Here is a 25,839-nt window from a genome sequence, read left to right as displayed (position 1 = left end):
CGGGAGGAGACCCGGAAACGAGCCATGGGGCGCCCCCTGTGCGGTTTCGTGTCCGCGCTCGTCGTGATCGGCTGCTCGTCCCAGGGACCGGAGATCAACTACTCGTCCAGGGACCGGAGATCAACTACTCGTCCAGGGACCGGAGATCGGCTGCTCGTCCAGGGACCGGAGGTCGGCTACTCGTCCCAGGCCTGGATCAGGGTGTGGTCGACGATCTTGCCGTCGCGCAGGGTGATCATCGAGCTGGCCAGGACGCGCACCCCGTCGGGGTACTCGCAGGACTCGGTGTAGGCGACCTGGTCGCCCTGGACGACGCACTGCTCCAGCTTGTGCGTCATCTCCCGGCCGCAGACGTCCTCCAGCATCTCGCCGATCTCGGACCGGCCGTGCATGACCTTGGGATGGCTGGGCTGGGTGTTGCGGTCCACGACGCGCATCTCGGCGTCGTCCGCGTACAGCGACAGCAGTGTCGCCGCGTTCGCTTGCTCCGTGCCCCGGCGCAACGCCTCGGTGTCGAAGGCGGGGCTTGTCGCGGTGCCCATGGGTGACCTCCTTCGCAGGCCCCGGCCCGGCGGGGAGGCGGGCGGTCAGGGGCCCCACCTATGAGGCTCCTCCGCCGTGCGGGACCCGGCAAGCGCGGCCGGCGCCGTGGGCCACACGGGTGAGCGGCGGTGACCGCCCCCGGCCGGGCGGCGTTGCGCAGGGCATGATCTCAACTCGACGTATCGCCGCCGCCGTGGGTCTCGCCATCGGGGTCACGGGCCTCACCGCGACGACGGCGAACGCGGCCGACGCCGCCTCGGACGTGACCGGGCTCAGCCTGATGTCCACCCTCGACTCGCTCGCCGTCAGCGACATCCCGGAGCGGCACAAGGCGGCGATCCCGCGCCCCTCCGAGCAGCTCCAGAGCCTCAACAAGGTGCATGAGCTGAACCGGCTGAACGAGTTGCACCAGATCACCGACCTGGCCGCGCCCGCCCTCGGTCTGCTGGGTGCCATCGAGTAGCGGAACCGGCGACGGAGCCGGTCCCGTACGGGTGCTTCCGATGCCGACAGCCCCGCCGTGTGACAGCACGGCGGGGCTCTTGACTTTCCCGGCGGCCGGGCAGAGCATCACGGGACAGTAAAGGTGAATTGAATTTCACTTCGCGAACGAAATGTCATGCATTGTCGTCATCCCGTACCCCGAGGAAGCCGCACCATGGCCATAGCGCGTGACCTGTTGATCGGTGGCAAGGACGTGCCCGCCGCGTCCGGACGGACCGCCGAGGACCTCGACCCGTTCACCGGGGAGGTGTACGCGACGGTCGCGGCGGCGGGACCGGAGGACGTCAAGCGGGCGGTGGACGCCGCCGACGCGGCGTTCGAGGAGTGGGCGGCGCTCGCGCCCTTCGCCCGGCGCGCGATCTTCTTCAAGGCCGCCGAACTCCTGGAGAGCCGGGGCGACCAGGTTGCCGACATCATGGCCCGCGAGGCGGGCGGCACCCGGCCGTGGGCGTACTTCAACGTGGCGCTCGCGGCGAACATCCTGCGCGAGGCCGCCGCCGCGATCACCGCGCCGCGCGGTGAGGTGCTCAGCACCCAGGAACAGGGCGCCCTCGGACTCGCGGTGCGCGAACCCCTCGGTGTGGTCGCGGCGTTCGCGCCGTGGAACGCGCCCGTCATCCTCGGCGTACGCGCGGTCGCCGCGCCCCTGGCCGCCGGCAACACCGTCGTCGTCAAGCCCAGCGAGGACGCCCCCATCGCGTGCGGACTGCTGGTCGCCGACGTCTTCCGGGAAGCGGGTCTGCCCGACGGCTTGCTGAACGTGGTCACCAACGACCCCGCCGACGCGGCGGAGATCGCCACCGCGCTCATCTCCGACCCGCGGGTGCGCGCCGTCAACTTCACCGGCTCCACCGGGGTCGGCCGCATCATCGGCGAGCAGGCGGGACGCCTTCTCAAGCCCGCCGTACTGGAGTTGGGCGGCAAGAACGCGGTCATCGTCCTCGACGACGCCGATGTGGACTACGCGGTCGACGCGGCCACCTTCAGCGTCTTCATGAACGCCGGGCAGATCTGTATGTCCGGCGACCGCATCCTCGTCCATGAGTCGCTGGCCGAGGAGTTCGCGCAGAAGTTCACCGCCAAGGTCGCCACGCTCCAGGCGGGAGACCCGAGCGACCCGCACACGGTCATCGGCCCGCTGGTCAGCGCCAAGGCAGCCGAGCGGGTCGCCGCGCTGGTGGAGGACGCGGTGGCCAAGGGCGCCACCGTGCTCACCGGCGGCGGGCGGCCCGAGGGCGCGGTGCACGCCGCGACCGTCCTCACCGATGTCCCCAAGGACGCCGACCTCTACTACACGGAGTCCTTCGGCCCCCTCTGCGTGCTGGAGACATTCAGCGAGGACGATGCCGCCGTGGCCATCGCCAACGACACCGACAACGGCCTGACCTGCGGCATCATCACCGAGAACGCCACCCATGGGCTCGTCGTCGCCCGCCGCGTCCGCACCGGCATCGTCCACATCAACGACCAGTCCGTGGCCGACGAACCCCAGGTCCCCTTCGGTGGAGTGAAGGCCTCCGGTTACGGCCGCTTCGGTGGACGCTGGGGCATCGAGGCCTTCTCGAACACCCGCTGGGTGACCATCGCCACCCAGCAGGCGCACTATCCGTTCTGACCGACGGGGGCCGGCTCGTCCAACTGCTCCGAAGCCAGGAACTGCGTGGCCGCCAGCTCCGCGTACAGCGGGTCGGCGGCCACCAGTTCACGGTGGGTGCCGACCGCGCGGACGCGTCCGGCGTCCATGACCACGATGCGGTCGGCCATCGTCACCGTGGACAGCCGGTGGGCTACCACCAACACCGTGGTCGTACGGGCCACATCGGCGACCGTGTCGCGCAGCGCCGCCTCGTTCACCGCGTCCAACTGGCTGGTGGCCTCGTCGAGGAGCAGCAGCCGGGGGCGGCGCAGCAGGGCGCGGGCGATGGCCACCCGCTGACGCTCACCACCGGAGAGCTTGGTGCCCCGGTGACCGACCAACGTCTCCAGGCCCTGGGGGAGTTTGGCGACCAGGGCGTCGAGCCGGGTCGTCTTCAACACCCGGGTGAGGTCGCTCTCCTCGGCCGCCGGGTTGCCCAGCAGCAGGTTGTCGCGCAGGGAGCCCGACAGCACGGGCGCGTCCTGCTCCACGTAACCGATCGCGGACCGCAGTCGGGGAAGCTCCCACTCGGTGATCTCGCGGCCGTCGACCGTGATGACACCCGACTCGGGGTCGTAGAACCGCTCGATCAGTGAGAACACGGTGGTCTTGCCCGCGCCGGAGGGGCCCACGAACGCGGTCATGCCCCGGCCCGGCACCTCGAAGGTCACACCGTGGTGGACGTACGGCAGATCGTCGGCGTAGCGGAAGCGGACGTCGTCGAAGGCGAGTGCGGCGGGCTCCGCGTCCGGTGCCGGCAACGGCGCGGGCTCCGCGACCGGTTCGGCGGGCAGCCGCAGCGCCTCCTGGATGCGGGAGAGCGCGGCGGCGCCGGTCTGGTACTGGGTGATGGCGCCCACGACCTGCTGGATCGGCGACATCAAGTAGAAGACATACAGCAGGAACGCCACCAGCGTGCCCACGTCGATCACGCCGGTCGCGACCCGGCCGCCACCCACCGCCAGCACGGTGATGAACGCGATCTGCATCGCGAGCCCGGCCGTGTTGCCCGCGGCGGCCGACCACTTGGCGGCCCGTACGCTCTGCCGCCACGACTCCGTGGCCGCCGCGTGGATGGTCTCCTCCTCCCGGTGCTCGGCGCCGGACGCCTTGACCGTGCGCAGCGCTCCGAGGATGCGCTCCAGCGAGGCACCCATCGCGCCGACCGCGTCCTGCGCGGCTCTGCTCGCCCGGTTGATACGCGGCACGATCACCCCGAACACCACACCCGCGCCCGCGATCACCCCGAGCGTCACGGCCAGCAGCACCGGATCGACGAAGGCCATCAGCGCCACCGTCGCCACCAAGGTGAGCCCGCCCGTGCCCAGACCGACGAGCGTGTCCGTGGCGACCTCGCGCAACAGCGTCGTGTCGGAGGTGATCCGCGCCATCAGATCGCCCGGCTCGGTGCGGTCCACCGCCGATATCCGCAGCCGCAGCAGATACGACGACAGCCTGCGCCGGGCCCCGAGCACCACGGACTCGGCCGTGCGCCGCAGGACGTACGAACCCAGCGCGCCCACCGCCGCGTTGGTGAGAACAAGCAGCGACATCAGCAGCAACGCCCAGGTGATGGCACGGTCGTGCGACAGGTCGTCGATCAACTCCCGTGCCACCAGCGGCAGCGCCAGCCCGGTGGCACCGGTGACGAGGGACAGCAGCGCGCCCAGCAGAAGTGCCCAGCGATGGGGTCGTACATAGTCGAGCAGCAGCCGCCAGGTGGGCGGCTGCTGCTCGACTCCGGTGTCAGGGGTGCTCACGAGGCTCCTCGGCAGATCGGTCGGGGAGTGGGGACGGGCGCGGAGCTTCAGCGTACGTCGGCGGGGCGCGGTCGGTTGTGGGGGAGCTTGCCCAGCGGCGCGGCCATGCCGCGGGTGTTGGTCAGCGCGGAGAAGACCAGGCCGCCCGCGACCCCGGCGGACAGCAACTGCCAGGCGGGGTGCGGCAGTCCGAGGCCCAGCCCGATCAGGACGAGGGCACCGGCGGTGAACCTGACCTGACGGTCCATCGCCCAGGTGGCGCGTGCGCCGTCTCCGGCCGGGCGGTGCAGTTCGTGGCCACCGGCCGCCCAGGCGCTCGTACCGCCGGTGAGGGTGGCCGCCGGGATGCCGTGTCCGACGAGCACCGCGCACGCCTTCTCGGACCGGGCGCCCGAAGCGCACACGACCAGCAGGTCGCCCGCGGACTCCTTCAGCACGGGCAGCGCGCTGTCCAACTGGTCCAGCGGGATGTTCAGGGCACCCGGCAGATGTCCGGAGGCGTACTCGCCCGGGGTGCGGACATCGAGGACGGTCAGCTCCGGCAGCCGCTCTCGGGCCTGTGCCGGGTCCAGACGACGGGGGGTGAGGGGAGAGGCCATGGGGTACTGCGATCCTTTCGTGAGAGCCCACGAGGGGGAGGTAAAATACCCCCAAGGGTATGTAGGTGGAGGGAGTGGGTGGCAGTGGAGCTGCAGTTCGAGGGCGATGAGCTGAAGTCGGTGCTGAACCGGCTGCGCCGGGCGCAGGGTCAGATCTCCGGAGTGATCAAGATGATCGAGGAGGGCCGCGACTGCGAGGACGTCGTCACCCAGCTCGCGGCGGCCTCCCGCGCACTCGACCGCGCGGGCTTCGCGATCATCGCCACCGGTCTGCAGCAGTGCCTCACCGACACCGACGGGAACGAGCGGAACGGTGAGACGACGGAGCAGATGAAGGCCCGCCTGGAGAAGCTGTTCCTCTCACTGGCCTGAGAGGGGGGTGACGGGTCGGCCGGCCTCTGGTTCGGTCGGTCGCGCCGCCGCGTCCGGCCGGGTCACATCACCGCGTCGACCAGCATGAACGCGGCCACCGCCAGCAGCACCCAGGCGAACAGTCGGCGGAGCGTGTCGCCGGAGACCTTGGCGGCGAGACGCTTGCCGTCCCAGGCGCCGAGCACGGCGGCGCCCGCGAAGGGGGCGACGACGGCCCAGTCCAGCCCCTCGGCGGAGCCGGTACGGGCGGCGAGCGCGGCCAGTGAGTTCACGGTGATGACGAGCAGGCTGGTGCCCACGGCGTCCCGCATCCGCAGGCCCACCACGTTCACCAGGGCCGGGACGGCGAGGAAGCCGCCGCCCACACCGAGGACACCGGTGACCGAGCCGAGCCCGGCGCCGGAGAGGGCGACCCGGCTCGTCCGTACCGTCGAGGCGTCCCGCCGTGTCGCCGAGGGGCGCAGCATCCGATGGGCGGCCACCCCCGCGACCAGCGCGAACGCCCCGGCCAGCAGGGTCGGCGGCAGCTCCGCGGACAGCGCCCCGCCGAGCGCCGCCGGTACGAGGCCGGCCGCCGCGAACAGGCTCCCGCCGGCCCAGCGGACGTTGCCCGCCCGGGTGTGCGCGGCCAGCGCGGTCGCCGAGGTGAGCGTGACGATCACCAGACTCGCGGTGGTGGCCGCGGCCGGTGAGAACCCGAGCAGATAGATCAACGCGGGCACCGCCAGCACACTGCCGCCACCGCCCAACGCCCCGAGCGACAGCCCGATCACCCCACCGGCGACCAGCGCGAGAACGAGCGCGCTCACGCCGCCGGGCCACCGCTCGTACCGGCCGGGGCCCGCGTCACCACCGGCAGCCCCGCCTCCGTCCAGGCCACCATCCCGCCGAGGACGTCCACCACGTCCGCGCCGCCGCGTGCGGCGGCCCGAGCGGCAGATCACCACGAGGGGGCGGTCCTGGGCGTGCCAGGGGAGGAGCGCGTCGGCCGTCAGGTCCGACAACGGGACGTGCACGGCGGACGGGGCATGGACCTCGGCCCATTCGTCCCGTTCCCGTACGTCGAGGAGTACGGCGTCGCCGTCGGCGCCCGTGCGCGCGTGGGCCCGGGCCGGGGTGATCCGTGACATCGGGAGCCCGGCGTCGAAGGCGGCGGCGAAACCGTCGTCCACGGCGACGACCGCGCGCCCGGCCGCGTCGAGCAGCGAGGCGGCGATTCCCGCCCGCATACCGGCCGCGCACTGCACCCACACCGTGCCATCGGGTATCTCGCCCAGCCGGTCGCGCAGTCGGTGCACGGGGATGTGGAGCGACCCGGCGATGTGCCCACCGGCCCGCTCGGAGTCCCGCAGCGCTCCTCTCCTCGTTCGTTACCGGACGACCCCTCGGGCTGGGTACCCCTGGGGGTATTCAGGGAAGGGGGGAGGGGTGCACATCACAGCGCCCTACCGGCTGGTCAGTCCGTAGGGTGACCATGGGCGGGGGACCGCCCGCCTTGTATCGACGGAAAGGTTCGCCATGGCGCAGGAAGTACGCGGCGTGATCGCACCCGGCAAGAACGAGCCGGTGCGGATCGAGACGATCGTCGTCCCCGACCCGGGTCCGGGCGAGGCCGTGGTGAAGGTGCAGGCGTGCGGGGTCTGCCACACCGATCTGCACTACAAGCAGGGCGGCATCAACGACGAGTTCCCGTTCCTGCTCGGCCATGAGGCCGCCGGTGTGGTGGAGTCGGTCGGCGAGGGCGTCACCGAGGTGGAACCCGGTGACTTCGTCATCCTCAACTGGCGTGCGGTGTGCGGCAATTGCCGCGCCTGTCGACGCGGCCGGCCCTGGTACTGCTTCGCCACGCACAACGCCAAGCAGAAGATGACGCTCGCCTCGACCGGCCAGGAACTGTCACCCGCCCTCGGTATCGGCGCCTTCGCGGAGAAGACGCTCGTCGCCGCCGGGCAGTGCACCAAGGTCGACCCGGCCGCCGCCCCCGCGGTCGCCGGACTGCTGGGCTGCGGCGTGATGGCGGGCATCGGCGCCGCGATCAACACCGGCAATGTGGGCCGGGGCGACAGCGTCGCCGTCATCGGCTGCGGCGGCGTCGGCGACGCGGCCATCGCCGGGTCCCGGCTGGCCGGCGCCGAGAAGATCATCGCCGTCGACATCGACGACCGGAAACTGGCCACCGCCAAGAGCATCGGCGCCACTCACACGGTCAACTCCAAGGAGACCGACGCCGTCGAGGCGATCCGCGAGCTGACCGGCGGTTTCGGCGCCGACGTCGTCATCGAGGCGGTCGGCCGCCCCGAGACGTACAAGCAGGCCTTCTACGCCCGTGACCTCGCCGGCACGGTCGTCCTCGTCGGTGTCCCGACCCCCGAGATGAAGCTCGAACTCCCCCTGCTGGACGTCTTCGGCCGGGGCGGCGCGCTCAAGTCCTCGTGGTACGGCGACTGTCTGCCCGACCGCGACTTCCCCATGCTGATCAACCTCTACCTCCAGGGCCGGCTCGACCTGGAGGCCTTCGTCACCGAGACCATCGCCCTCGACGAGGTCGAGAAGGCGTTTGAGCGGATGCACCACGGTGACGTGCTGCGCTCGGTGGTGGTCCTCTGATGGCCGCGCGCGTCGAACACCTCGTCACCTCGGGCCAGTTCAGCCTGGACGGCGGCACCTGGGACGTCGACAACAACGTCTGGATCGTCGGCGACGACCACGAGGCCGTCGTCATCGACGCCGCCCATGACGCCGACGCCATCGCCGAGGCCGTGGGCGGGCGCACCCTGCGGGCGATCGTCTGCACCCACGCCCACAACGACCACATCGACGCCGCCCCCGCGCTCGCCGAGCGCACCGGCGCGCCGATCTGGCTCCACCAGGACGATCTGCCGCTGTGGAAGCAGACCCACCCCGACCGGCTGCCGGACCAGTGGCTGACCGACGGCCAGATCATCGAGACGGCCGGCGCCGACCTGCGCGTCCTGCACACCCCGGGCCACGCCCCGGGCGCGGTCTGCCTCTACGACCCCGGCCTCGGCACGGTCTTCACCGGCGACACCCTGTTCGCCGGCGGCCCCGGCGCCACCGGCCGCTCCTTCTCCCACTTCCCGACGATCATCGACTCCATTCGGGACCGTCTCCTGGCCCTCCCCCCGGAGACGGTGGTCCACACGGGCCACGGCGACAGCACGACAATCGGCGCCGAGGCCCCACACCTCCAGGAGTGGATCGACAGGGGCCACTGATCAAAGGGTGCGAATGACCGGCCGGGGCCCGGCTGCCGAGAAGGCATGGCAGCCGGGCCCCGGTACCTTGTGGCTCCCGCTGAGGGCAGCGCCCTGAAGAGGCGCGGGGAACTGCGCGACAAGCCACGTACAACTCGCGGCCGCCAAATCACCCGACTGATCGAGCTCTTGGGCGACACCCAGAAAACCCGACAGCAGATGTCCGACTTCCACGACACCCTCGTGCCAAAGAACCCGCACACAGGAGGTCGGACCCATGGCAAAGCCACTCACAGGCAAGGTCGCCCTGGTAGCGGGCGCCTCACGAGGCGCCGGCCGTGGCATCGCCGTAGAACTGGGCGCAGCCGGAGCCACCGTCTACGTCACCGGCCGCAGCACGCGTGCACACCGCTCGGAGTACGACCGTCCCGAGACCCTGGAGGACACGGCCGACCTGGTCACGGCGGCCGGAGGCCACGGCGTCGCCGTACCCACCGACCATCTGGACCCGGCCCAGGTGAAGACCCTGGTGGACCGTATCGCCGCCGAGCAGGACCACCTGGACGTGCTCGTCAACGACATCTGGGGCGGCGAGAAGCTCTTCGAGTGGGACTCCCCGGTCTGGGAGCACGACCTCGACAACGGCCTGCGGCTGCTGCGGCTGGCCGTCGAGACGCACGCGATCACCAGCCACCACGCCCTGCCCCTGCTGCTGCGCCGCCCCGGCGGACTGGTCGTGGAGATGACCGACGGCACCGACGAGTACAACCGCGCGAACTACCGGAGCTCCTTCTTCTACGACCTGGCCAAGGCATCCGTCCTGCGGATGGCGTTCGCCCTCGGCCATGAACTCGGCCCGCGCGGCGCCACGGCGGTCGCCCTCACCCCGGGCTGGCTCCGCTCGGAGATGATGCTCGACACGTTCGGAGTCACCGAGGACAACTGGCGCGACGCCCTCGCCCGCGTCCCCCACTTCGCGATCTCCGAGACCCCGCGCTATGTCGGCCGCGCGGTGGTCGCCCTCGCCGCCGACCCGGATGTGGCCCGGTTCAACGGCGACTCCCTCTCCAGCGGCGGCCTCGCCCAGGTGTACGGCTTCACCGACCTCGACGGCAGCCGCCCCGACGCCTGGCGCTATCTCGTGGAGGTCCAGGACGCGGGCAGACCGGCGGACACGACGGGCTACCGCTGAGCCGACAGCCGCCCCGAAAAACAGGACGTGTGACCCCCCTGCCGCAAACTCGCACGATACGGACACTTGAAAAAGTTTCGTTGAGATTTGAACGGGGCCCGACTTTCTCGCGTATTCGACGTCGTGAGCAGGAATCCCGTTACCGTCACCGTCGCATACCAGGTGGTGCCGGGGCGTGAGGCCGACTTCCACTCATGGGGGTGGGCCGCGCTGCGTACGACCGCGCAGCAGCAGGGTTTTCTGGGGGGAGGCATACTCGTCGACGGAGAGGCGGAGTGGCATATGGTCTACCGCTTCGAGAGTGAGACTCTCTCCCGGAACTGGGAGAACTCCTTGGCCTGGGCCCAATGGACGGCCCGCGCCGAAGGGCTGGCATGGGAGACCGGACGCCGCACGGTGGTCGGCTCCAAGGCCTGGTTCGACTCCCAGGCGCACCGGGACCCGGCGCCGTCCGCCCCGCGCCCACCCCCGAAATGGAAACTGTGGCTGGTGAACATGAGCGCGGTTTTCCCGCCCGTTCTCCTGTTCAACCTGCTCATTCTTCCTTATCTCAATGATCTCAATCCGCTATTTCGCACACTCTTACTGTGTCTGTCGGTGACGGCCATCGTCACCTGGATTCTCATGCCGAGACTCCAGCGATTTCTCAAGAAATGGCTGTACCCGCCGCTGCAGGCGCTGCGCGGCCGGCACAAACGTCGGACCGCCTAGGTCAGAGAACCATCAGAGGGGGGTGGGCCGGATGAAAACCCTGCTCATCGACAATTACGACTCGTACACCTACAACCTGTTCCAGCTGATCGCCGAGGTGAACGGCGAGGAACCGGTGGTGATCCTCAACGACACTCCGGTCGACGAGATCCCGCAGCTGCGCGGCTTCGACAACGTGGTGGTGTCGCCGGGACCCGGCCACCCCGCCGAACCGCGTGACCTCGGTGTCGCGGCCAGAGTGATCGCCGAGGCCGAGATCCCCGTACTCGGGGTCTGCCTGGGACATCAGGGCATCGCGGTGGGCGAGCGGGCCGATGTCGAGCCCGCGCCCTGGCCCCGGCACGGGCATCTGTCCACGGTGCGGCACGACGGCCGGGACCTGTTCCACGGCCTGCCGCAGAACTTCACCGTGGTCCGCTACCACTCCCTGTCCGTGCGCGAGCCGCTGCCGCCCACCCTGGAAGCCACCGCCTGGTCGGAGGACGGTGTCCTGATGGGCCTGCGGCACCGCACCCGGCCACTGTGGGGCGTGCAGTTCCACCCCGAGTCCGTGCTCACCGACCACGGCCACCGCCTGCTGGTCAACTTCCGCAATCTCACGGCGGAACGGGCCGGCAGCCCCCGTACGAAGAAGACCACGGTCACCCCTCTCACCGGCACCATCCCCCGCCCCCGACGAGCCCCCGGCCCCGCGTACCGGCTGCACACCCGCCGTATCGAGGGCGCCGTCGACACGGAGGCCGCCTTCCACCGGATGTACGGCGACTCGCCGCGCGCGTTCTGGCTGGACAGCTCCCGCGTCGAGGAGGGCCTGTCGCGGTTCTCGTTCCTCGGCGACGACAGCGGCCCGCTCGCCGAGTACGTCCGCTACGACGTCGACGCCAAGGTCTGCGAGATCGAGCGCGCCGGACGGCCCACCCGCAAGGTCCAGGCCAGCGTCTTCGACTACCTCAAGCGGCAGTTGGCGGCCCGCAAGGTGGACGCCACCGGCCTCCCCTTCGACTTCACCGGCGGCTATGTCGGCTACTTCGGCTACGAGCTGAAGGCCGACACCGGCTCCCCGAACCGGCACTCCGCCGAAACCCCGGACGCCTGCTGGCTGTTCGCGGACCGGCTGATCGCCGTCGACCACGAGGAGGGCTTCACCTACGCCCTCTGTCTCGCCGAGGACACCCCGGCCGCCTCCCGCGAGGCCGGCGACTGGCTCGACACGGCGCTGGCCCAGCTGACCTTCGTCGCCGCCCGCACCGACACGCCGTCGCCCTCACCCTCCGGCAAGGCCTACCCGCGCGCCGCCGAGCCCTGGCTCGTCCGCGACCGCGCCACCTACCTCGCCGACATCGACGCCTGCAAGGCCGAACTCAACGCCGGCACCAGCTACGAGGTCTGCCTCACCAACGCGGTCCGGTTACCCGCCCCGTACGACCCGTACGACTTCTACCGGGTGCTCCGCCGCATCAACCCGGCCCCGTACGCCGCCTACCTGAGGTTCGGCGACCTGGACGTGGCGGGTTCGTCCCCCGAACGCTTCCTCCGCGTCACCCGCGACGGCATCGCCGAGGCCAAGCCCATCAAGGGCACCGCACCGCGCGGCTCCACCCCGGAGGAGGACGAGAAGCTGCGGCACGAACTGGCGCGGGACGCCAAGACCCGCGCCGAGAACCTGATGATCGTCGACCTGCTCCGCAACGACCTCGGCCGCGTCTCGAAGACCGGCACGGTCCGCGTCTCACGCCTGATGGCCACCGAGACCTACGCCACCGTCCACCAGCTGGTCTCCACGGTCGAGGGCAGACTGCGCGACGACACCGACGCCGTCGACTGCGTCCGGGCCTGCTTCCCGGGCGGCTCGATGACCGGCGCCCCCAAGCTCCGCACGATGGAGATCATCGACTCGCTGGAGACCGAGGCCCGGGGCGTCTACTCCGGAGCCATCGGCTACCTCGGCTGCGGCGGCGGCGCCGACCTCAACATCGTCATCCGCACAGCGGTCTTCCAGGGAGGCCGGATGCACCTGGGAGCGGGCGGCGCGATCGTCCTCGACTCCGACCCGGCCGCCGAGTACGACGAGATGCTCCTCAAGACCGCCGCCCTCATGCGAGCCCACCGGGAGCACGCCTCCGCCCCGGTCGTCACCGAGGAGACCACCGGATGACCGCCACATCGGAGCCCGCCCTGATCCGGGCCGGCCTCAACATCCCCGCCCAGCGATCCGCCTCCGCCCCCCTCCCAGCAGCCACGAACGCCCCCGGCAACCTGGCCGCCCACCTCGCCGACCTCTCCGAACGCCGAGGCTGGACCCCCCGCCCGGCCTTCTACCAGGGCCACCGGGCGCATACACACGGGGAGATCCACGACCTGGCGTCCCGCGCCGCAACGGTCCTGTCCGAGCACGGGGTACGCCCCGGAGACAGGGTCATGCTGGCCCTACCGGACTCGGTGGCCTGGGTGACAACTTTCCTGGCCCTGGCCCGCTTGGGCGCGGTAGCGGTCCTGGTGAATCCGGAACTGACCCCACCCGAACTCCGGTTTATGGCGGAGGATACGGAGGCTGTTCTTTGGGTGACGGGCCCAGGGCTGGAGAATCACATTCCGGTTCACACGGGCGCGCCCTTGAAGGGGCGCGGGGAACTGCGCGACCAGCCACAAACAACCTGCACTGTCCCCACAACCGTCACGAGGCACATCACCTCCGACCACCTCACAGCCCTGAGCACCACCGCCAACCCAATGGCAACGGCACACCCGGTAGACGCCCACACCCCCCTCTACGTCCAGTACACCTCCGGCACAACTGGCGGAGCCAAGGGCGTCGTACACGTACACGGCGACCCCAAGACCTACCACGACCTCATCGGCCGCCGTCTCCTCCGCGTCGCCCACGACGACGTCACCCTCTCCGTCTCCCGGCTGTACTTCGCCTACGGCTTCGGCAACGCCTTCGTCTTCCCCCTCTTCTCCGGCTCCAGCGCGGTGCTCACCGACCGCCGCCCCACCCCGGCGATCGTGGACGAACTCGTCGCCCGCCACCGCGTGACCCTGCTGTACTCGGTCCCCTCGGCATACGCCGCCCTCGTCACGGACCGGGCAGGCGGCCACGAGGGCTGCTTCGCCTCGGTGCGCGCGGCGGTGTCGGCCGGCGAGGGGATGCCCGCGGGGCTCGGCAAGCAGGTCACCGAACTCCTCGGCGCCCCGGTCCTGGAACAGATCGGCTCCACCGAGGCCGGCCACGCCTTCTGCGCCAACAGTTTCGACCACAACCACCCCGGCACCGTCGGCCGCCCCGTCCCCGGCTTCGAGGTGGAACTGCGCGACCGCGCCGGCAACCAGGTCCCCGACGGCGAGACCGGTGAACTCTGGGTACGCGGCCCGACGATCACCCCGGGTTACCTCAACCGGCCGGAGGAAGCGGAACGCATACTCGTCGGCGGCTGGCTCAACACCCGCGACCGGGCACGCCGGGAACCCGACGGCACCTACCGGCACCTCGGCCGCGCCGACGACATGGAGATGGTCGGCGGTATCACGGTCTCCCCGCTGGAGGTGGAGGCGTTGCTGCGCACCCACCCGGCGGTCCGGGACGTCGCCGTGGTGGCCGTCACCGACGACCGGGGCGCCAGCAGGCTGCGTGCCTTCGTCATCCCCGTCCCCCCGATCCCGGTGGGCCTGGAGGCCGAACTCATCTGCATGGCCCGCGACAAGCTGGCCGCCTTCAAGGTCCCCCGCAGCGTCAGCTTCGTCCCCACCCTGCCCCGCACCGCGACCGGCAAGCTCCGCCGCCACCTCGTCCGCCAAGGGGCCTGGTGAGCCATGCCCGACACCCCCGCCCCCACGGAGGGGGCCGAACCCCCCACCCCCGCAGAAAGGTTGGGCACCATGCGAGACCAGCAGGCCGCTCGACAACCCGCGCTCGCCACAGGCCGCGGCTTCTATCTGGGCTCCATGCTCAGGGAGGCCGCCGAGCGCCACGGCCCCGTCTTCGTCACCCTGGACCGGCCCCTCGACGTCAACCCCGATGTCGGCACCGACCTCTCCTACGTCAATCTCGCCGATCTGGTCGACGAACTCTCCGGCTGGCTCTGGGAAGCGGGTGTCCGCCCCTCCGAAGAGGTCGTCGTCCACAAGACGGACAACGTCGACATCGTGCTGCTGACCTGCGCGGTCTCCCGTATCGGCGCCGTCCCCGTACTGCTGTCGCCCGGTCTCGCGGGCGCGACGGCCGGTCAGCTTCTCGAACGGCTGCACAAGCCCTGGCTGATCACCGACCGCGCCAAGCTCGAAGGCCCCCTGAAGGGCGTCGAACTCACCGAACTCGTCCGCCGCACCCTCTCCGTCGACGACGCCCCAGGCGCCGAACCCCTCCAGAAGTACGCCGGTGCCGCGACCCCCAACGCGGTCCGCCTCCACCCCCGCGACCCCTCGCTCATCACCCACAGCTCGGGCACGACCGGCATCCCCAAGCTGGCGGTGCACAGCCCGAACACGATGTGGAACCGGCTCGTCCCGCAGAAGGCGATGGGCTGGCCCACCCGGGGCGAGACGGCCGCGCTGCACATGTCGTTCGTGCACTCGCGCTTCTACCATCTGCTCGGCGTCCTGCTGCACTTCGGCAGCCCGCTCGTCCTGATCACCGACCCGGAGCCGTCGAACGTGGGCCCGCTGCTGGCCCGCCACCGCCCCGGCATCGTCGAGACCCACCCCAACACCTTCGTCCTGTGGGAGGAGTTGGCCGACGCCCCCGGCGCCCCGCTGTCCCGCGTCCGCTCGTACGGCTCCACCTTCGACGCCATCCATCCGCGTACCGTGCAACGGCTCCTTGACGCCTCCAAGCGGCGCTCGCCGTGGCTGATCCAGCTGTACGGGCAGAGCGAGACGGGGCCGGTCGCCTTCCAGTGGTTCACCCGCCGCAGCGCCGCACGCGCGGACGGACGCCGGGTCGGGATCGGCATCCCCGGGTTCACGAGTGTCCGTGTCGCCGACGAGTCCGGTCGGCGGGTCGCGCCCGGGACCGCCGGCCGGATCGAGGCCCGTACCCGGGGCCGTATCCTCACCTACCTCGGTGCCCGTGAACGCTATCTCCGCCAACTCAACGACGGCTGGTGGGAGATGGGCGACATGGGCTACCAGAGCCGCTGGGGAGGCCTCTACCTCATCGACCGGGAGATCGACCGGATCGACTCCGTGCACAGCAACCTGGAGGTCGAGGACACCCTGATGTCCCGCCTGGAGGAGCTGCGCGAGGTCGTCATCGTGCCCGGCGCCGACCGTGAGCCCGTCCCCGTGGTGTGCGTGCGCGGCGAACGCCCCCTCGACCCCGAGCGCTGGGCCGAGGCAACCGCCGATCTGCCGACGATGGCGGAGCCGAGGCAGTGGCGGTTCGAGGAGCTGCCCATGACCGCCACCTGGAAGGTCAAGCGGGTCGAGATCACCCGCATGCTCGCCGAGGGCGCCCACGCATGACGAAACCGGTACCGGGCCCGTCGGCCGGCTCACGTGTGCTCGTCGTGGGCGCGGGCCCCGTCGGACTCTCCGCCGCCCTCGCCCTGCGCGCCCACGACCTCCCCGTCACCCTCCTCGAAGCCGACCCGGAGAGCCGCGAACGCCCCGGCAGCCGCGCCCTGTTCGTCCACCGCGAGACCCTCGAACTCCTCGACGGGATGCGCCCGGGCCTGGCCGCCGAGATCGCCGCGTACGGCCAGACCTGGCACACCAAACGCACCCTCTACCGGGGCCGAGAGGTGTACGCCCGCACCTTCCCGCCGTCCACCGGCACCCCGCCCTTCACCAGCCTCCGCCAGGTCGACACCGAGCGTTTCCTGCTCATCGCCTGCCGGGACGCCGGGGTGGAGTTCGTGTGGGACGCCCGCGTCACCGGCGTACGCACCGACCCTTCCGGGGTGACCCTCACCGACGACGACGGCCGCACCTGGAAGGGCACCCACGCCATCGCCGCCGACGGCGCCCGCTCCGCAGTACGCCGCGAACTCGGCATCCCCCTGGAGGGCACCCACGGCGAGGGCTTCCACGTCGTCGCGGACATCGCCGACATCCCCGGCGCCGAACTGCCCCTGGAGCGCGTCTTCCACTACGAGCACCCGGCGCTCGGCGGCCGCAGTGTGATGCGGGTGCCGTTCACCGGCGGCTTCCAACTCGACCTCCAGTGCCGCGACGACGACGCCACCGACGAGTACGGCACCGAGGAGGCCGTACGGCGCTGGCTGCCGGAGGTCGTCGGCGACGGGTACGACGAGCGCGTCCTGTGGGTGTCCACCTACCGCTTCCTGCGGAAGGTCGCCGCCATCTTCACCGACCCCCACCACCGGGTGCTGCTCGCCGGTGAGGCCTGCCATCTGTTCCCGCCGTTCGGGGCGCGCGGTATGAACAGCGGGATCGCGGACGCCGCCGCGGCGGCCCGCGCCATCGCCGACGGCTCGCCCGAGGCGGTCGCCTCCTTCGCCGGCATCCGGCGCTCGGCCGCCCTGTTCAACAGCGCCGCCGCCGGTACGGCGCTCGATCATCTGCGGCCCCGGAGGCGTATCGTCCGGGTCAAGCAGCGCGCGGCGGCGGCCCTCGCACCGGTCGTGCCGAGGTGCGGCGCCTGGCTGGAACACGCCCCCTACGGGCCCCGGCACGGCTCCCCGGCCGTCGCGGGCCGCAAGTACTGAAGGCGTCGCGGGCCGCGAGTACGGAAACAGTCGCGGGCCGCGCGCGTACGGAAAGAAGCGAACCGGGCCAACCCGAGGAGTATCGGGACGAGCATCAGGAGTACGGAAGTGACACAACCCGCCATCGCGGAAGGGCTGTCGATCTGGTCGCCCGAACACGGTCTGACCCCCGACCGGACGGCCCCGCCGGGCCAGGCACAGGGCGGGCGGCTGCTCGTCGCCGACTCATGGCTGCTGCGCGACGGACGGGTGCGCGCCTTCGACCGGCACCGGGAGCGGTTCCTGCGGGGCTGCGGAGAGTGCGGGGCACCGCCCCTGGGCCGGGTCGTGGAGTTCCTGAAGAACGTGACCACCGCGCTGCCCCGGACGGGGGAGTGGTTCCCCCGGATCGAACTCGCCGCCGGATCACTGGAGTTGAGGCTCCTGCTGCGGCCCGCACCGCCCATCACGGCCGACGTCCGGGTCTGGGCCGCCGGCCAGCTGGACCCGCGAACCGTGCCCCGCCGCAAGGGACCCGACCTCGACACGCTCGCCAGGGTGCGCGGCCGGGCGTCCGGTGCCGGCGCCGACGAGGCCGTGCTGATCTCGCCCTCCGGGCTGGTCCTGGAGGCGGCCAGTAACAGTGTGCTGTGGTGGGAGGACGACACCCTCTGCCTGCCCCCGGCCCACTTCCCGCTGCTCGCCGGGGTGACCGTGGGGCTCATCCAGGAGCGCGCGGCCGAGATCGGTGTCCAGGTCGCCCATCGCGAGCGCTCCCTCGGTGAGTTGGCGGGCCGCGAGGTGTGGCTCGTCAACGCCCTGCACGGTATCCGCCCGGTCGCCGCCTGGACCGGCCGCCCGATGACCGCAGGCGCGGCCGTGCACGCCCCGGAATGGCGCACCTGGCTGGACGGCCTGGCGGAGCCACTGCCCGACAGCTGAATTCGACAGCCGCACAAGCCGTACAAGTCGCACAAGCCGCACACACAAGCGCCGGGCCGCATTCGATACGGCCCGGCGCAATTCGGCGTTCCTGAATTATGTCCCGGATATGGGAAACGTCTTCCCGGAGATTTTCGGATGTTTTCGGAGGTATTCGAAGGCTTTCCCGGCTACTTCTTGACCGGCTGATAAGCCCCCGGAACCAGCCGCTGCGCGATGGCGATCCGGTTGTACGCGTTGATGACCGTGGCCGCCCAGATCAGTGCCGCGATCTGCTGCTCGTCGAACACCTCGGCCGCCACCGCGTAGACCTCGTCCGGGACATGACCGTCGTGGACCAGCGTCACCGCCTCGGTCAACGCCAGTGCGGCGCGCTCGCGGGCGGAGAAGAAGGGGGTCTCCTCCCAGGCGCTCAGCGCGTAGATCCGCTGCTCGGTCTCGCCCTGGGCGCGGGCGTCCTTGGTGTGCATGTCCAGACAGAACGCGCAGCCGTTGATCTGTGACGCGCGAATGCGGATCAGTTCCAGGATCTCCGGCTCGACCTTCGCGTCCGTCGCCGCCGAAACGGCGGCGGCGTGCAGGGAACCCATCGCTCCGGACACATCGGGGGTGATTTTCTTCAGGGCCACGCGAGATATGGAAGCGCTGTTGCTCATGAGGAGAACTCTATATCCGAAATTCTCGCCGTGTAACTGTTTCGTCTCGACCGGGCCGACACCACAACCGCCGAGCCACGCACGGTGTCTACCTCCCCGTCCGGACAATGCGCAGGAAAGGGAAACACCCACCATGGGGGATATCGGAAGAAAAGGCGCGATAGCGCTCGCCGTCACCGGGCTGCTGACCCCGCTCGCCCTCGTGGCGACCGCCGCGCCCGCACAGGCCGAGAGTTGTACGACCAGCGCCGGGCCGTACCAGAAGCAGGTCGAGAAGTTCCTCGGCCGCCCGGTCGACGGCAAGCAGTCCGCAGCCGACTGCAAGGCCATCAAGGCCTTCCAGACGAAGCACGGCATCACGCCGAACATCGGCTACGCGGGGCCCGTCACCTGGGGCGTGATGGACCTCATGAACAAGCAGAAGGCCGTGGGCAAGAACCCCAACAAGGCCGGCAAGTGCCCGACCAACAAGGGCCGTATCGCCTGTGTGAACCTCACCCTCCAGCTGAGCTGGATTCAGGACGGCAAGAAGCTCGTCTACGGGCCTGTCCCGGTGCGCACCGGCCGCAACGGCTACGAGACCCGCACCGGTCTGAAGAAGATCTACTGGCGGCACATCGACCATGTGTCGTCGATCTACCACGTCCCCATGCCGTACAGCCAGTTCTTCGACGGGGGCCAGGCCTTCCACTCCGTCGGCGTCAGCATGTGGAACCCGCCCGGCTCCCACGGCTGCGTCAACATGACGAAGACGGACGCCAAGAAGTACTGGTCGCTGCTGAAGAAGGGCGACGACGTCTACGTGTACGGCCGCAAGCCGGGCACCTGACGGAAAGCCAGGAGCCCGGCGGGCCACCGGTGGTGAAACGTCACGCCTCCAGCGGGCGGCGCAAGGTCACGCCTCCGGCGCGTCCCCGAAGTCCGGGATCTCCAGCCGTACCCCACCCTGCCGCGCGGAGTCGTGCGCGACGATGCCCGGCAGGGTGTAGCGGGCCGCCACCCAGGCGTTGACCGACGGCAGCGTCCGGGTGTTCACGGCGGTCACGAAGTCGTCCACCAGGAAGTGGTGGCTGCCCTCGTGTCCGTTGTGCAGCTCGTCGAACTCGCGCGGCAGCCGCGCCCGGTCGTGCACCGGCGCCGACCCGGAGGTGAACGCCGCCCGCAGATCCGGCGCGATATGCCGCAGGGAGGGGTCGTCGGGGGACAGCGTGGGCTTGGGCTCAAGGAGTTCGCTGATGTCCTTCACCCCCTTCTTGTCCTGCCACAGCGCGACCGTGGCCAGCTGTTCCATGCTGGCCTCCGTCCCGAAGAACCGGAAGCGGGACTCCCGGATGTGCGAGGGATAGCCGACCCGCCGGAACTCGTTCGTACGGAACGAACCGCCGCCCGCCACCTCGAACAGCGCGGTCGCGTTGGAGAAGTCGTTGCCGAACCGGCTGACCTCCTTGTCGAACACCCCGTCCCCGCGCTCGTCGACGACCCCGAGCGCGGACACGCTCACCGCGTGCGTCTGCCAGGCCCCGAGGACGCCGCCCACCGAGTGCGTCGGGTAGAGCAGCGGGGGATAGCTGGCGGTCTCCTTCCACCGCTCGCCACCGCTGTACTGGTACGCCTCGTAGAACCCCAGGTCCATGTCGTGGACGTAGTCGCCCTCGGCGTAGAAGATCCGCCCGAAGGCGCCCTCGGCGATCTGGTTGCGGGCGTGCACCGTGGCCGGGTTGTACTGACTCGTCTCACCCATCATGTACGTCAGCCCGGTCGCCCTGACCGCGTCGATGATGGCCGCTATCTCGTCCCGCGTGATCGCCATCGGAACCGCGGAGTACACATGCTTGCCGGCGCCGAGGCCCTGGAGCACCAGGGGCCCGTGTGTCCAGCGCTGGGTGAAGATCGCGACGGCGTCGACCGCCTGCGACTCCAGCATCGCCTCGTACGAGGGGAAGGTCCCGGCCAGGCCCTGCGCGGCGGCCAGCCGCTCGGCGCGCTCGGGCAGCAGATCGGTGACGTAGACGTCGCCGACGCCGGGATGGGCGTGGAACAGCGTGGCGAACTGGCCGGAGAACTGGCCGGCACCGACGATGCCGAGGGAGAACGTCATGTAAGGCGTGCCCTTCATGGGTCGGGAGATCACTGAGGAACTGGAGGGACTGGAGGAACCGGAGGAGCTGAGGTAGTTGGAGGAGTTGGCGGAACTACTGGGAGAGGATCAGATTGATCTGGTCGTTGGTCTCGTCGAGGCTGGTCACGGATCGGCCGTTGCCATAGATGTCCTCCATCGCGGGCGCCATCAGCGCGGTCACATCGGCCGCGTAGTTGGTGATCGGGTACGAGAAGGTCCTGAAGTTCTTCTTGTCCGCCACGGGTTCGGTGAATGCCGTGACGTCGATGCCCTTCTCCTCGAACGCGGCGATCGCGGCCTCGGTGCCCGCCGGGGTGGCGGGGAAGACGGCCCCCGCCTCGCCCACGACGGTCTGGCACTTGTCCGAGGCCAGATAGGCCACCCACTTGCGGGCGCCCGCCTTGTTCTTGGCGGCCTTGGTGATGGAGTCGGCGAGGCCGTTCATCATGGTGGCCCGCTTGCCGGTCGGACCGACGGGTGTCAGGGCGGTCTTGATGTCCATCCCCTTGAAGCCGTGGTACGTGGAGATCATCCACGCGCCGTCGAAGGAGGCGGCGGCCTTGCCGGCGGCGACCTGGGTGTTGCTCGGGTTGGACTGGACGTTGTAGTCGGACAGCGGCGCCAGATAGCCCTTCTCCGCCAGACCGAAGTACCAGTCGATGACGTCCTTGAAGGTCTCGCTGTCGTACTGGTACTCGGTCCCCCAGCGGGCCTTGTCCGTGTAGCTCCACCCTGCGGAGGCGGCGAACATGCTCCACTGCGTCTGCCCGTCCCCGAAGCCGCCGCCGTTGCTGGCCAGCCCGTACACCTTGACGTTGTTCTTGTCGAAGCCGGGCTCGTCGCCCCGCCGGCCCTTGTCGTCGACGGTGAGACGCGCGAGGGCCTTCTCGAAGGTGCCGCCGTCCTTCGGGTTCCAGTCGAGGTCGTCGAGTTCCCCGGCGGTGAGTCCGGCGTCCTTCGCCATCTTGTCGTTGTAGAAGAGCGCGACGGTGTCCCAGTCCTTGGGGGTGCCGTAGCGATGGCCGTCCTGCCCGATCCAGTTGGCGGCGAGCCCCGGCTGGTAGTCGGAGTCCTCGATGCCCAAGTCGTCCAGGGGCTCCAGCACTTGGAGATCGGCGAACTGGCCGAACTTCTGGATGTGGTCGGTGAAGACGTCCGGCTGGGTGCCCGCGATGAACCCGGCGGTGAGCTTGGTCCAGTAGTCGCTCCACCCCAACTGTGTGATCTTCACATCGAGTCCGGGGTTCTCCTCCTCGAACCCCTTCGCACACGCCTGGTAGGCGGGCAGTTGGTTGGCGTCCCACAGCCAGTAGGTCACCGTGTCCGAGGACGCCCCGGTGCTGTCGCCCTGCGCGCATCCGGAGACCAGGGCCAGCGTCAGCGCGCAGGCCGGCGCGGTCAGCGTACGAAGTCGCATGTCCGTTCCCTCACTTGATCCCGGTGAAGCCGATGGAGCTGACGATGCGGCGGGCGAAGCAGGCGAAGAGCACCAGCATCGGCAGCGCGGCGATCAGCGTCGCCGCCATGAGCCCCGACCAGTCGACACCACTGGCCGGGGTCTGCGCCCGGAAGATCGCCAGCGCCACGGTGAGCACACGTGAGCTGTCGCTGTAACTGACCATCAGCGGCCAGAAGTAGTCGTTCCAGGACGTGATGTACGTCAGCACGGCCAGCGTGATGATCGGTGTGGACGCCATGGGCAGGACCACCCGGAAGAAGATCCGTACCTTCCCCGCCCCGTCGAGCAGCGCCGCCTCCTCGACCTCGTGCGGGATGTTCAGGAAGAACTGCCGCAGGAAGAACACCGCGAAGGGCGTCATGAAGAGGCTGGGCAGGGCGATGCCGAGCAGGGAGTCCACCAGGTGGAGCTGCTTGATCAGCACGAAGTTCGGCAGCAGGGTGAACAGGGTCGGCACCATCAGTCCGGCCAGGAACAGCCCGAACACCGTGTCCCGGCCCCGCCAGCGCAGCCGGGCGAAGGCGTACGCCGCCATCGCGGAGAAGAAGATCTGGCAGCCGGTGATCAGCGTCGACACGATCACCGAGTTCAGCAGATACCGCCAGAAGTCCAGCCCGCCGCCCGCACCGCCCTGCGCGATCACCTCCTCGGCCGACTGAAGGCCCAGCGCCCGTTCGAAGCCGCTGGTGGTGAGGCCGACCGGGAGGGGGTTCGCGGGGTCGGCGCCCAGACCGGCGTTGGTGGAGAGCGCGGTGCGGACGATCCAGTAGAACGGCAGCAGGGTGATCAGCACGATCAGCCCCAGCCCGGCCCAGGCGGCTGCCCTCCCGAAGGACAGGCGGCGCCCGGTCGGTCGTACGGTCGGCTCGGTCGCCGGGGGTGCGGCCGGTGTCGCGGGTGTGGTCATGGTGGCCATGTCGGCGGTTCCCCTCCCTCAGCCCAGATCGCTTCGGCCGGCCCGGGTGAGCCGGTACTGCAGGACGGTGATCGCGCTCAGCACGACCAGCAGGGCGACGGACATCGCCGAGGCATAGCCGAACTGGAAGCGGCCGAAGGCGGAGCCGTAGATGTAGTACTGGAGCACGTTGGTCGCGTTGGCCGGGCCGCCCGCCGTGGTCACCGCCACGGTGTCGAAGACCTGGAACGACCCGATCACCGTCATGATCAGCACCACCGCCAGCACCGGCCGCAGCAACGGCATGGTGATCCGCCAGAACATCCGCCACTCGCTCGCTCCGTCGACCCTGGCCGCCTCGTACACGTCGTTCGGGATGGCCTGGAGACCGGCGAAGAGCAGCAGCGCGGTGTAGCCGACGTGCCGCCAGACATTGATCAGGGCGATGGTCGGGACGGCCCAGGTCTCGTCGTTGAGGAACGGGATGCGGTCGGCACCGAGCGCGCTGACGATCTCGTTGCCGATGCCGAGCTGGGTGTCCAGTATCCACAGCCACACCAGACCGGCGACCACGTTGGACATCAGATACGGCGTGAGCACGATGCCGCGCAGCACGGCCGACTGGGTCAGCCGTTGCAGCAGTACGGCGATGGCGAGGGCGGCGAACGTCTGCACACCGATGTTGATCACCACATACTCGACGGTGACCACCAACGAGTCCCAGAAGATCGGGTCGTTGACCATCCGGACGTAGTTGTCGAGGCCCACCCACTCCGCCGGTGTCAGCAGATTGAACCGGGTGAAGCTCAGATAGATCCCGCGCAGTGTCGGCCAGGCGAGGAACACCAGGAAGCCGAGCATCGCCGGGGCGATGAACACGGCGGCCAGCGCGCCGTCACCTCGCCGGGGTATCGGTGGACTGGTGGAGGCGATGGTCATCGGGACTCCCTCGACGGCGCTCAATGGGCGGCTCTGCCTCAAGCTCGGACCACTTACTTTTGACGCGAAATAATTCCCGCGTCAAGGGGTGCGGCGGATCGGGGTCGGATCGGCCCTCGTGGCGGATTCGATGACCTTCGATGGGGCTTGTTACTTCCATTGCGAAACAAACGCCTGGGGTGGGAGTCTGATCCCCATGACCGCACTCGCCGCCAGCTGGCTGCCGCTGAGCCCCGGGGAACGCGCGGTGGCGATCGAGGTACTCGTCCACGGCCCGCTCTCCCGGACCGAACTCGCCCGCCGCCTCGGCCTCTCCGCGGGCAGCCTCACCCGGCTGACCAAACCGCTGATCGAGTCCGGCCTGCTGATCGAGGCCGTCGAGGGCGCCGCCGCGCTCGGCGAGTCCCGGCAGGGGCGCCCCTCACAACCGCTGGACATCGTCGCCGAGTCCCGCTCCTTCCTCGGCTTCAAGATCACCCAGGACATGGTGTACGGCGTCGTCACCACCCTCAGGAGCGACATCGTCACCCGGTACGACCGCCCGCTCACCACCCACGACCCGGAGCGCGTCGCCGACCAACTCGCCGGCATGGCCGGTGAACTAGCCCGCACCCACCCCTCGATCGCCGGGATCGGCATCGGAGTCGGAGGCCTCGTCGAGGACCGGGCGGTCGTCGGGGAGTCACCGTTCCTGGGCTGGCGGGATGTGCCGCTGGCCCGGCTCGTCGAGGAACGCACGGGGCTTGCCGTGGTCATCGAGAACGATGTCGCCGCGCTCGTGGAGGCCGAGACCTGGTTCGGCGCCGGGCGGGGCCTCGACCGGTTCGTCGTCCTCACCATCGGCGCGGGCGTCGGATACGGGCTCGTCCTCGGCGGAGCGCGCGTCCTGTGCGCCGAGCAGGACCGGGGATTCGGCCGCCACTGGATCGTGGACCCCTCCGGCCCGCTCACCCCCGAAGGCGAGCGGGGGAGTGCCGTCTCGATGCTGAGCATCCCCAGCATCCGCTACCAGGTCCAGGCCGCCACCGGGCGCGAGACCACCTACGAGGAGATCCTGGCCGGGGCCGCCGCCGGTGAGCCCCTGCCGACGCGGGTTATGACCGAGGCGGGCCGGGCTCTTGGCACCCTCGTCGCCCAGATCTCCAACTTCGTGATGCCGCAGAAGATCCTGCTCGCGGGGGAGGGGGTCGGACTGATGGAGGTCGCCGGGAAGGCCGTCGACGAGGCGATCCGGGCGAATCGGCATCCGCTGGCCGGGCCCGTGCCGCTGGAGACCAAGGTGTCCGATTTCCATGACTGGGCCCGGGGGGCCGCTGTGCTGGCCATCCAGGTGCTGGTGCTCGGGGCGGCCGAGTCCCCGACGGGTGTAAGCGCAGAGTGATCAGGTTCACGTTCCGTAATGTCTGAAGTGGGACCTTTACTCACATCGCCTTCACGTTCGAGGTCATATGGTTTACAGCATGTCCACTACCCCTGATGTCGTCCTGGAAAGATCGGAAAGTTCGGCACGAACGGCCGCCGAGGTCAACGAGGAGATCCGGGCGCTCTGGTTCCGGAGCGGGGGGACGTTGAACACGGAGCAGCGCGGTGAGTACGAGCGCCTCGTGCTGGAGTGGGCGGTGCGCTCCGCGGAGTAGGTCGATGAGGGGATTC

24 protein-coding genes and 1 pseudogene are annotated in these 25,839 nt (G+C 70.0%); 15 read left to right on the top strand and 10 right to left on the bottom strand.

Annotated features, from left to right (window positions below):
• Positions 1-176 precede the first annotated feature (176 nt).
• On the bottom strand, positions 177-542 hold the full coding sequence (locus tag ACWD4G_RS09660) for a nuclear transport factor 2 family protein (RefSeq protein WP_451291948.1): 366 nt from the start codon (positions 540-542) through the stop codon (positions 177-179).
• Positions 543-706: 164 nt separating this feature from the next.
• Here ACWD4G_RS09660 and ACWD4G_RS09655 point away from each other — a divergent pair, with 164 nt between their 5' ends.
• Both ACWD4G_RS09655 and ACWD4G_RS09650 read left to right on the top strand, forming a co-directional pair.
• Entirely contained in the window at positions 707-1,006 is a 300-nt protein-coding gene (locus tag ACWD4G_RS09655) for a hypothetical protein (RefSeq protein WP_451291946.1), read from the top strand.
• Between the two features lie 195 nt (positions 1,007-1,201).
• Positions 1,202-2,662, top strand: coding sequence for an aldehyde dehydrogenase family protein (locus ACWD4G_RS09650; RefSeq protein ID WP_451291944.1), 1,461 nt, complete (start codon positions 1,202-1,204; stop codon positions 2,660-2,662).
• On the opposite strand, the gene ACWD4G_RS09645 is transcribed toward ACWD4G_RS09650, so the two are convergent.
• Together ACWD4G_RS09645 and ACWD4G_RS09640 are read right to left on the bottom strand one after the other, a co-directional pair.
• Entirely contained in the window at positions 2,650-4,443 is a 1,794-nt protein-coding gene (locus ACWD4G_RS09645; RefSeq protein ID WP_451291942.1) for an ABC transporter ATP-binding protein, read from the bottom strand. The two genes, ACWD4G_RS09650 and ACWD4G_RS09645, sit on opposite strands and share 13 nt — an antisense overlap.
• A 47-nt stretch (positions 4,444-4,490) precedes the next feature.
• Positions 4,491-5,042 (bottom strand): rhodanese-like domain-containing protein, encoded by a 552-nt coding sequence (locus ACWD4G_RS09640; RefSeq protein ID WP_451291940.1) that lies wholly within the window; start codon positions 5,040-5,042, stop codon positions 4,491-4,493.
• Between the two features lie 84 nt (positions 5,043-5,126).
• On the opposite strand from ACWD4G_RS09640, the gene ACWD4G_RS09635 reads away from it, so the two are divergent.
• Positions 5,127-5,414, top strand: coding sequence for a metal-sensitive transcriptional regulator (locus tag ACWD4G_RS09635; RefSeq protein WP_451292295.1), 288 nt, complete (start codon positions 5,127-5,129; stop codon positions 5,412-5,414).
• Between the two features lie 62 nt (positions 5,415-5,476).
• Here the strand turns inward: ACWD4G_RS09635 and ACWD4G_RS09630 are convergent, their stop codons facing one another.
• Positions 5,477-6,223: a sulfite exporter TauE/SafE family protein gene (locus ACWD4G_RS09630; protein ID WP_451292293.1), complete on the bottom strand. Its 747-nt coding sequence runs from the start codon at positions 6,221-6,223 to the stop codon at positions 5,477-5,479.
• 162 nt (positions 6,224-6,385) lie between these two features.
• A pseudogene (locus tag ACWD4G_RS09625) lies at positions 6,386-6,544 on the bottom strand (rhodanese-like domain-containing protein); the annotation flags it as partial.
• 388 nt (positions 6,545-6,932) lie between these two features.
• On the opposite strand from ACWD4G_RS09625, the gene ACWD4G_RS09620 reads away from it, so the two are divergent.
• The 9 genes from ACWD4G_RS09620 to ACWD4G_RS09580 all read left to right on the top strand — a co-directional run bounded on the left by ACWD4G_RS09620 (position 6,933) and on the right by ACWD4G_RS09580 (position 18,118).
• On the top strand, positions 6,933-8,021 hold the full coding sequence (locus tag ACWD4G_RS09620) for an S-(hydroxymethyl)mycothiol dehydrogenase (RefSeq protein ID WP_451291938.1): 1,089 nt from the start codon (positions 6,933-6,935) through the stop codon (positions 8,019-8,021).
• A complete protein-coding gene (locus ACWD4G_RS09615) occupies positions 8,021-8,650 on the top strand; it encodes an MBL fold metallo-hydrolase (protein WP_451291936.1) in 630 nt (209 codons plus the stop codon). The genes ACWD4G_RS09620 and ACWD4G_RS09615 overlap by 1 nt, the downstream gene beginning before the upstream one ends.
• Before the next feature lie 256 nt (positions 8,651-8,906).
• Positions 8,907-9,821: an SDR family oxidoreductase gene (locus ACWD4G_RS09610; protein WP_451291934.1), complete on the top strand. Its 915-nt coding sequence runs from the start codon at positions 8,907-8,909 to the stop codon at positions 9,819-9,821.
• A 123-nt stretch (positions 9,822-9,944) separates the two neighbouring features.
• A complete protein-coding gene (locus ACWD4G_RS09605; RefSeq protein WP_451291932.1) occupies positions 9,945-10,532 on the top strand; it encodes a hypothetical protein in 588 nt (195 codons plus the stop codon).
• Positions 10,533-10,563: 31 nt separating this feature from the next.
• Entirely contained in the window at positions 10,564-12,687 is a 2,124-nt protein-coding gene (pabB, locus tag ACWD4G_RS09600) for an aminodeoxychorismate synthase component I (RefSeq protein ID WP_451291931.1), read from the top strand.
• Positions 12,684-14,339: an AMP-binding protein gene (locus ACWD4G_RS09595; RefSeq protein WP_451291929.1), complete on the top strand. Its 1,656-nt coding sequence runs from the start codon at positions 12,684-12,686 to the stop codon at positions 14,337-14,339. Before pabB ends, ACWD4G_RS09595 begins: the two co-directional genes overlap by 4 nt.
• A gap of 69 nt (positions 14,340-14,408) precedes the next feature.
• Positions 14,409-15,992: a class I adenylate-forming enzyme family protein gene (locus ACWD4G_RS09590; protein WP_451291927.1), complete on the top strand. Its 1,584-nt coding sequence runs from the start codon at positions 14,409-14,411 to the stop codon at positions 15,990-15,992.
• A complete protein-coding gene (locus tag ACWD4G_RS09585; RefSeq protein ID WP_451291925.1) occupies positions 15,989-17,197 on the top strand; it encodes an FAD-dependent monooxygenase in 1,209 nt (402 codons plus the stop codon). Before ACWD4G_RS09590 ends, ACWD4G_RS09585 begins: the two co-directional genes overlap by 4 nt.
• A gap of 108 nt (positions 17,198-17,305) precedes the next feature.
• Positions 17,306-18,118, top strand: coding sequence for an aminotransferase class IV (locus ACWD4G_RS09580; RefSeq protein WP_451291923.1), 813 nt, complete (start codon positions 17,306-17,308; stop codon positions 18,116-18,118).
• A 170-nt stretch (positions 18,119-18,288) separates the two neighbouring features.
• Here the strand turns inward: ACWD4G_RS09580 and ACWD4G_RS09575 are convergent, their stop codons facing one another.
• Positions 18,289-18,774, bottom strand: coding sequence for a carboxymuconolactone decarboxylase family protein (locus ACWD4G_RS09575; RefSeq protein WP_451291921.1), 486 nt, complete (start codon positions 18,772-18,774; stop codon positions 18,289-18,291).
• 133 nt (positions 18,775-18,907) lie between these two features.
• Here ACWD4G_RS09575 and ACWD4G_RS09570 point away from each other — a divergent pair, with 133 nt between their 5' ends.
• Complete coding sequence (locus ACWD4G_RS09570; protein WP_451291919.1) at positions 18,908-19,603, top strand: L,D-transpeptidase family protein; 696 nt, start codon at positions 18,908-18,910, stop codon at positions 19,601-19,603.
• Between the two features lie 66 nt (positions 19,604-19,669).
• On the opposite strand, the gene ACWD4G_RS09565 is transcribed toward ACWD4G_RS09570, so the two are convergent.
• The 4 genes from ACWD4G_RS09565 to ACWD4G_RS09550 form a co-directional block, all read right to left on the bottom strand.
• On the bottom strand, positions 19,670-20,872 hold the full coding sequence (locus ACWD4G_RS09565; protein ID WP_451292292.1) for a Gfo/Idh/MocA family protein: 1,203 nt from the start codon (positions 20,870-20,872) through the stop codon (positions 19,670-19,672).
• A 94-nt stretch (positions 20,873-20,966) separates the two neighbouring features.
• The gene (locus ACWD4G_RS09560) at positions 20,967-22,310 is read right to left on the bottom strand and encodes an ABC transporter substrate-binding protein (protein ID WP_451291918.1); all 1,344 of its coding nucleotides are present in this window, start codon (positions 22,308-22,310) and stop codon (positions 20,967-20,969) included.
• 10 nt (positions 22,311-22,320) lie between these two features.
• The gene (locus ACWD4G_RS09555; protein WP_451291916.1) at positions 22,321-23,268 is read right to left on the bottom strand and encodes a carbohydrate ABC transporter permease; all 948 of its coding nucleotides are present in this window, start codon (positions 23,266-23,268) and stop codon (positions 22,321-22,323) included.
• Between the two features lie 18 nt (positions 23,269-23,286).
• Positions 23,287-24,186 (bottom strand): carbohydrate ABC transporter permease, encoded by a 900-nt coding sequence (locus ACWD4G_RS09550; RefSeq protein ID WP_451291914.1) that lies wholly within the window; start codon positions 24,184-24,186, stop codon positions 23,287-23,289.
• A gap of 196 nt (positions 24,187-24,382) precedes the next feature.
• On the opposite strand from ACWD4G_RS09550, the gene ACWD4G_RS09545 reads away from it, so the two are divergent.
• Together ACWD4G_RS09545 and ACWD4G_RS09540 are read left to right on the top strand one after the other, a co-directional pair.
• Positions 24,383-25,567 (top strand): ROK family protein, encoded by a 1,185-nt coding sequence (locus ACWD4G_RS09545; RefSeq protein ID WP_451291912.1) that lies wholly within the window; start codon positions 24,383-24,385, stop codon positions 25,565-25,567.
• A 67-nt stretch (positions 25,568-25,634) separates the two neighbouring features.
• Positions 25,635-25,823, top strand: coding sequence for a hypothetical protein (locus ACWD4G_RS09540; protein ID WP_451291910.1), 189 nt, complete (start codon positions 25,635-25,637; stop codon positions 25,821-25,823).
• The last annotated feature ends 16 nt before the right edge of the window (positions 25,824-25,839 follow it).

It is taken from the genome of Streptomyces sp. NPDC002643 (assembly GCF_053592555.1).
The sequence above is the reverse complement of the archived record's forward strand: the minus strand, read 5'-3'. Positions and strand labels throughout refer to the sequence as shown.

Excerpts from the sequence above, each read along its gene's own strand:
- ACWD4G_RS09595 (WP_451291929.1), top strand. The coding sequence starts at position 12,684 with ATGACCGCCACATCGGAGCCCGCCCTGATCCGGGCCGGCCTCAACATC.
- ACWD4G_RS09570 (WP_451291919.1), top strand. The coding sequence starts at position 18,908 with ATGGGGGATATCGGAAGAAAAGGCGCGATAGCGCTCGCCGTCACCGGG.
- ACWD4G_RS09650 (WP_451291944.1), top strand. The coding sequence starts at position 1,202 with ATGGCCATAGCGCGTGACCTGTTGATCGGTGGCAAGGACGTGCCCGCC.
- ACWD4G_RS09620 (WP_451291938.1), top strand. The coding sequence starts at position 6,933 with ATGGCGCAGGAAGTACGCGGCGTGATCGCACCCGGCAAGAACGAGCCG.
- ACWD4G_RS09585 (WP_451291925.1), top strand. The coding sequence starts at position 15,989 with ATGACGAAACCGGTACCGGGCCCGTCGGCCGGCTCACGTGTGCTCGTC.
- ACWD4G_RS09575 (WP_451291921.1), bottom strand. The coding sequence starts at position 18,774 with ATGAGCAACAGCGCTTCCATATCTCGCGTGGCCCTGAAGAAAATCACC.
- ACWD4G_RS09615 (WP_451291936.1), top strand. The coding sequence starts at position 8,021 with ATGGCCGCGCGCGTCGAACACCTCGTCACCTCGGGCCAGTTCAGCCTG.
- ACWD4G_RS09590 (WP_451291927.1), top strand. The coding sequence starts at position 14,409 with ATGCGAGACCAGCAGGCCGCTCGACAACCCGCGCTCGCCACAGGCCGC.
- ACWD4G_RS09565 (WP_451292292.1), bottom strand. The coding sequence starts at position 20,872 with ATGACGTTCTCCCTCGGCATCGTCGGTGCCGGCCAGTTCTCCGGCCAG.
- ACWD4G_RS09640 (WP_451291940.1), bottom strand. The coding sequence starts at position 5,042 with ATGGCCTCTCCCCTCACCCCCCGTCGTCTGGACCCGGCACAGGCCCGA.
- ACWD4G_RS09660 (WP_451291948.1), bottom strand. The coding sequence starts at position 542 with ATGGGCACCGCGACAAGCCCCGCCTTCGACACCGAGGCGTTGCGCCGG.
- ACWD4G_RS09555 (WP_451291916.1), bottom strand. The coding sequence starts at position 23,268 with ATGGCCACCATGACCACACCCGCGACACCGGCCGCACCCCCGGCGACC.
- ACWD4G_RS09545 (WP_451291912.1), top strand. The coding sequence starts at position 24,383 with ATGACCGCACTCGCCGCCAGCTGGCTGCCGCTGAGCCCCGGGGAACGC.
- ACWD4G_RS09550 (WP_451291914.1), bottom strand. The coding sequence starts at position 24,186 with ATGACCATCGCCTCCACCAGTCCACCGATACCCCGGCGAGGTGACGGC.
- ACWD4G_RS09560 (WP_451291918.1), bottom strand. The coding sequence starts at position 22,310 with ATGCGACTTCGTACGCTGACCGCGCCGGCCTGCGCGCTGACGCTGGCC.
- ACWD4G_RS09655 (WP_451291946.1), top strand. The coding sequence starts at position 707 with ATGATCTCAACTCGACGTATCGCCGCCGCCGTGGGTCTCGCCATCGGG.
- ACWD4G_RS09540 (WP_451291910.1), top strand. The coding sequence starts at position 25,635 with ATGGTTTACAGCATGTCCACTACCCCTGATGTCGTCCTGGAAAGATCG.
- pabB (WP_451291931.1), top strand. The coding sequence starts at position 10,564 with ATGAAAACCCTGCTCATCGACAATTACGACTCGTACACCTACAACCTG.
- ACWD4G_RS09610 (WP_451291934.1), top strand. The coding sequence starts at position 8,907 with ATGGCAAAGCCACTCACAGGCAAGGTCGCCCTGGTAGCGGGCGCCTCA.